Genomic DNA, 5443 nt, shown 5'->3' with positions numbered 1-5443 from the left:
GTAGCAGTGCCACACGTAGCCGTCCACTTCGGTCAGTTCGATCCGGGTTTCGGTGAGGTCGTCAGCGAGGAGGCACAGTTCCACCCGCTCGGCACGCTCGCTGAACAGGGCAAAGTTGGTGCCAGTGCCGTCAAAAGTGGCTCCCAGCGGGTAAGCCGATCCGGGCCAGACTTCCATGTGTACTCCTCGTGCGGAACGAATATTCTCTAGACAGACTACTTGTAAGTAGGGTTAGTATTTGCCCGGGCGCTCGGAGCGCCCCCGTTTGTTACAGCTCCCGCATCACCTCCGGAACGGCACGCGCGATGGCCGTTGCGGTCAATGGCCCCCCGCGGGAAGCCCGGACTCCGGCAAGACCGTGGATGCTGGCTGCCATCGCCGCGATCGCCGCCCATCTGGCGTCGGGGTCGATGTCATAAGCACCGAAGCGCCCGACGTCGGCGCCCAACTGGGCCAGCAGCGCGCCGATGACTCCGGCCAGGACGTCGCCGCTGCCTGCCGTGGCGAGCCAGGGCGTGCCTTCGGACTGGCTGAAGAAGTCCTGGAAGGGGGAGGCCACAAGGGTCGTGGCGCCCTTGAGCAGCACGGTGGCTTCAGTCAGGCCCGCAGCCCGCCGCACAGCGCTGAGGGTGGATGCTTCGACGGCGGAGCGGTCCAACCCAGCCCCGAGGCGCTGAAGCAATGCCGACAGTTCGCCGGCGTGGGGTGTCAGGATCACTTGCGGGGCGAGCACATCAGGCAGGGCCGGCAACGCGCCGGCGTCGGCGATCGTCGGCAGGCCCGAGTCTGCGGCGTCACGGGCGCGCTGCAACTGCTCCTCATCGGAGTCATCGAGTCCGGAGCCAACGAGCCACGCCTGCACGTGCGTGTCGGCCACGGCGCCGGTGCTGCACACCACCTCGGGACAGGAACGGCGGACCAGGTCGGCGACGTCCGGCGGCCCCAGGTAACGCACCATTCCGGCGCCGGCTGCCAGGGCGCCCTGGCAGGCCAGCACCGCGGCGCCGGGATAAGCGCCGGAGCCCGCGACCACCCCCAGCACCCCCCGGGAGTACTTGTGCGCCCGCCGCTGCGGGCGTGGCAGGAGGGCGGACAGGTCTGCGGCCTCAAGCCGTCGCAGGGACGGCCATGGCAGCGCCTGCTCGATTCCGATCGGGACCACCCGGATGGCGCCCGCGAAGTCCGCGCCCGGGTCCGCCAGCAGGCCGGCCTTGGCGGCCCCAAAGGTCACCGTCATGTCGGCCGCCAGCACCGGCGCGTGCGCCTCCCCCGTGTCCGCGTCCACCCCGCTGGGGATATCGCAGGCCACCACCAAGGGGGAACGGGAGCCTGGCCGGGAACGCTCCAGGGCCGCGACCAGTTCGGCGGCCGGTCCGCGCAGCCCGCCCTGGGCTCCGGTCCCGAGGACTGCGTCGATCACGACGTCGGCGCCGCCGGCCAGCGCGGCGAGTTCGGCAGCGTTGTCACCGGTGAGGGCCACGGCATGGCCGCCGGCCTTCCGGAACGCCGCCAGCCCGGCGTCGTGGGCCGCGCCCGCGGTGAGCACCGCCGTCGTGCGCATGCCGCGGCGGGCCAGCAGCGCGGCGGCGAAGAGCCCGTCTCCGCCGTTGTTGCCCTTGCCCGCCAGCACGGCCACGCTGGAGCCGTACAGCCGCTGCCCGCGGCTCCGCAATTCGCGGATCACAGCGTTGGCGAGGCCGTACGCGGCCCGCTGCATAAGAACAGCGCCCGCACCGGAGCCCAGTGTGTCGTCGAGAAATGGCTTTTCGGCCTCTCGCACTTGGGTTCCGGTGTAGGCGCTGATCATGGTTTCAGTCCATTCGCGGTCGCTGGGGAATGCTCGGCGCTGGGGCCGGTTCTGCCTGGACGGCCGTCTCAGCCTTCGGCGACAACCGTCGCCGTGGCGATCCCGCCGTCGTGGCTCATGGACAAGTGCCAGCGCTTGACGCCCTTGGACTCCGCCACGGCCAGCACGGTGCCTTTGACCTGGACGGTGGGGCCGTTCTGGTCCAGCCCAATCCAGCAGTCCTGCCAGTTCATGCCGGCCGGCGCCCCCAGCACCTTGGCCACGGCCTCCTTCGCGGCAAACCGCGCGGCGAGGGACCGCGTGTTCAGTTCCCGCTCGGCGGGGACGAACAGCCTGTCGCGCAGCCCGGGGGTGCGCTCGAGCTGGCGCCCGAACCGCTCAATGTCTACGACGTCTACGCCTATGCCAACAATCATGGCGTTATTCTACGGTCACGCTCTTGGCCAGGTTGCGTGGCTGGTCCACGTCGTAACCCTTGGCCGAGGCGAGTGCGAGGGCGAAGATCTGCAGCGGAACCGTTGCGAGCAGCGGCGCCAGGAGCGTGGGGGTCTCGGGGATGTAGAAGACGTGTTCGGCGTACGCCTTGACGGCCTCGTCGCCTTCTTCGGCGATCACGATCGTCTTGGCGCCGCGGGCACGGACTTCCTGGATGTTGGAGACCACCTTGGAGTGCAGCGAGTCGCGGCCGCGCGGGGACGGGACCACCACGAAGACGGGCTGGCCTTCCTCGATCAGTGCGATCGGGCCGTGCTTGAGTTCTCCTGCGGCGAAGCCCTCGGCGTGGATGTACGCGAGCTCCTTGAGCTTCAGCGCGCCCTCCATCGCCACCGGGAAACCGACGTGGCGGCCCAGGAACAGCACGGACTTGGCGTCAGCCATGGACTGGCCGAGTTCCTTGATCTGGGCCTCGTTGTCGAGGATGCGCTGGATCTTGGCCGGGATTTTGCCCAGGTCGGCCAGGATGTCCTTGATCTCGCCCTGGAACTTGTTGCCGCGCAGCTGTGCCAAATAAAGGCCCAGCAGGTAGGCGGCCGTGATCTGGGCCAGGAACGCCTTGGTCGAGGCCACGGCGATTTCGGGTCCGGCGTGCGTGTAGAGCACGGCATCCGATTCGCGCGGGATGGTGGAGCCGTTGGTGTTGCAGATGGAGACGGTCTTGGCGCCCTGTTCCTTGGCGTAGCGGACCGCCATGAGGGTGTCCATGGTCTCGCCGGACTGGGAGATGGAGACAATCAGCGTGTTCTCGTCCACGATCGGATCCCGGTAGCGGAATTCGTGCGAGAGCTCGACCTCGGTGGGGATCCGGCACCAGTGCTCAATGGCGTATTTCGCCACCTGCCCGGCGTAGGCGGAGGTGCCACACGCGAGGACGATGATCTTGTTGACGTTCTTGAGCAGCTGCGGATCGACGCGGAGCTCATCAAGCGTCAGCTTGCCGTGGATGTCGGAGCGGCCCAGCAAGGTCTGCAGCACGGCATCCGGCTGGTCGTGGATTTCCTTTTCCATGAAGGACGGGAAGCCGCCCTTTTCCGCCGAGGCCGGGTCCCAGTTGACGTGGTATTCCTTGCCCTCGGCGGGGGCGCCGTAGAAGTCCGTGATTTCCACGGAGTCGGCGGTGATCGTGACGATCTGGTCCTGGCCGAGTTCCACGGCGCGCCGGGTGTAGTCGATGAAGCCGGAGACGTCGGAACCGAGGAAGTTCTCGCCTTCGCCGAGGCCGACGACGAGCGGGGAGTTCCGGCGGGCAGCGACCACAACGTCGGGCTGGTCGGCGTGGACTGCGAGGAGCGTGAAAGCGCCTTCGAGCCGCTGGCAGGCAAGCTGCATGGCCCGGGTGAGGCCGCCGTTGCCGGCGTCACCGCCGAGCTGGTTCCGGTAGATGTCCCCGAGCAGGGCGGCCGCCACTTCCGTGTCGGTCTCGGATTCGAAGGTGACGCCCCTGCGCTGGAGCTCGAGCTTGAGCTCGGCAAAGTTCTCGATGATGCCGTTGTGGATCAGGGCCAGCTTGCCGCCGTCGGACAGGTGCGGGTGCGCGTTCTGGTCCGTCGGGCCGCCGTGCGTCGCCCAGCGCGTGTGGCCGATTCCCGTGAGGGATTCCGGCAGCGGGCGGGCGTCCAGCTCCGCAATGAGGTTGCTCAGTTTGCCGGACTTCTTCCGGGAAGAAATCGTGCCATCGGCCACAACAGCGATACCCGCGGAGTCGTAGCCGCGGTACTCCAGGCGCCGCAATCCTTCAAGGACAACGTCCAAGGCATTGTGTCCAGCATTTACCCGGCCATCTGAGTGGCCCACATATCCAACGATTCCACACATGGTCATAAGCCTAGCGGGTTTCCGGGAGGGAGGACGTGGGACGGCGGGGCGTGAAGGCCCCTGCGCGAGGCTCAGGACGGCCTGCCCCGGCTTCCACCGGCCAGTCCATTTCGCTCTCGGCGTTGTGAAGGGCAGAATCTCTAGGGTGACTTTGCAACGCAATGAAGCGAACGGGGAAGGTGTCTCCCCGTTCGTGGAGCTGGACCGGCAGACCTGGTCCCGGCTCGCTGCCCAGATGGAGCAGCCCCTTAATGAAGAGGATGTGTTCCGCCTTCGCGGCCTCGGGGACCCCCTCGACATCAAGGAAGTGCGCGAGGTCTACCTGCCGCTGTCCCGGCTCCTGCACCTTTATGTGGAAGCCGCGGGCCAGCTTCACGCGGCCACCACCACCTTCCTCGGCGAAAGCACCCAGCGCACGCCGTTCGTGATCGGCGTGGCCGGTTCGGTGGCCGTAGGCAAGTCCACCATCGCCCGCGTCCTGCGCGAAATGCTCCGGCGCTGGCCCGGAACCCCCAACGTGGAGCTCATCACCACGGACGGATTCCTCTACCCGCTCGCCGAGCTCAAGCGCCGGCAACTGCTCGAGCGCAAGGGTTTTCCGGAGTCCTACGACCGCCGTGCCCTGCTGCGCTTCGTGAGCGAGATCAAGGGCGGCGCCGAGGAGGTCCGGGCCCCCTGGTATTCCCACGTCACCTATGACATCGTCCCCGGCAAGGAAGTGGTGGTGCGCCGCCCGGACGTGCTGATTGTCGAGGGGCTGAACGTCCTGGCCCCGGCCCGGCCGCGGCAGGACGGCAGGCAGGGCCTGGCCCTGAGCGACTTCTTCGTTTTTTTCATCTACGTTGACGCGAAGACCTCGTATATCGAGGAGTGGTACGCAGACCGGTTCCGCAAACTGCGGAGCACAGCCTTCGCCCAGCCGGAATCGTACTTCCACCGTTACGCAACACTCTCCGATGCCGAGGCCGAAGAGACCGCCCGTGAGATCTGGAAGCGCATCAACGAGCCCAACCTCGAGGAAAACGTCCTCCCGACCCGGGGCCGCGCGCAACTGGTCCTCACCAAGGACGCCGACCACTCCATCCGCCGGATGCTGCTGAGGAAGGTCTAGCACAGATGTGCTACGACGAAGCGGACGGGACGGCGGGACGGCAGGAAGCCGGCCCGGAATCGCCGAGCCGCCGGGCTTTCAGCCGCCTCCTACTGGCGGGCACGGGCCTCGCGGCGCTGTCCGCCTGCACCCCGGCCCAGTCCTTCACGCCGTCCGGCACGCCGGGGCCGACGCCGGGCACGGGCAGTTCGACGCCGACCGCCGCCGCCGCG

General features: G+C 67.8%; 6 protein-coding genes. 1 reads left to right on the top strand and 5 read right to left on the bottom strand.

The features are described from left to right. The 4 genes from LQV45_RS16730 to glmS form a co-directional block, all read right to left on the bottom strand. A partial coding sequence (locus tag LQV45_RS16730) for a hypothetical protein (protein WP_230008000.1) occupies nt 1-177 on the bottom strand: 177 nt, incomplete at its 3' end. Between the two features lie 91 nt (nt 178-268). Further along, the gene (locus LQV45_RS16725) at nt 269-1807 is read right to left on the bottom strand and encodes an NAD(P)H-hydrate epimerase (protein ID WP_230007999.1); all 1539 of its coding nucleotides are present in this window, start codon (nt 1805-1807) and stop codon (nt 269-271) included. A 68-nt stretch (nt 1808-1875) separates the two neighbouring features. After that, nucleotides 1876-2223 (bottom strand): holo-ACP synthase, encoded by a 348-nt coding sequence (locus LQV45_RS16720; RefSeq protein WP_018773713.1) that lies wholly within the window; start codon nt 2221-2223, stop codon nt 1876-1878. 4 nt (nt 2224-2227) lie between these two features. Then, on the bottom strand, nt 2228-4120 hold the full coding sequence (gene glmS / locus LQV45_RS16715) for a glutamine--fructose-6-phosphate transaminase (isomerizing) (protein ID WP_230007998.1): 1893 nt from the start codon (nt 4118-4120) through the stop codon (nt 2228-2230). Nucleotides 4121-4265: 145 nt separating this feature from the next. Here glmS and coaA point away from each other — a divergent pair, with 145 nt between their 5' ends. Further along, nucleotides 4266-5231: a type I pantothenate kinase gene (coaA, locus tag LQV45_RS16710; RefSeq protein WP_230007997.1), complete on the top strand. Its 966-nt coding sequence runs from the start codon at nt 4266-4268 to the stop codon at nt 5229-5231. A gap of 10 nt (nt 5232-5241) precedes the next feature. Here coaA and LQV45_RS16705 read toward each other — a convergent pair. After that, nucleotides 5242-5443: hypothetical protein (locus tag LQV45_RS16705; RefSeq protein ID WP_230007996.1), on the bottom strand; the 202-nt coding region annotated here is incomplete at its 5' end.

It is taken from the genome of Microbacterium sp. Bi128 (assembly GCF_918698205.1).
This window is presented reverse-complemented; position numbering and strand designations above follow the sequence as displayed.

Bases quoted from the DNA above. Each gene is read 5' to 3' on its own strand.
- LQV45_RS16720 (WP_018773713.1), bottom strand. From the start codon at position 2,223: ATGATTGTTGGCATAGGCGTAGACGTCGTAGACATTGAGCGGTTCGGG.
- LQV45_RS16725 (WP_230007999.1), bottom strand. From the start codon at position 1,807: ATGATCAGCGCCTACACCGGAACCCAAGTGCGAGAGGCCGAAAAGCCA.
- glmS (WP_230007998.1), bottom strand. From the start codon at position 4,120: ATGTGTGGAATCGTTGGATATGTGGGCCACTCAGATGGCCGGGTAAAT.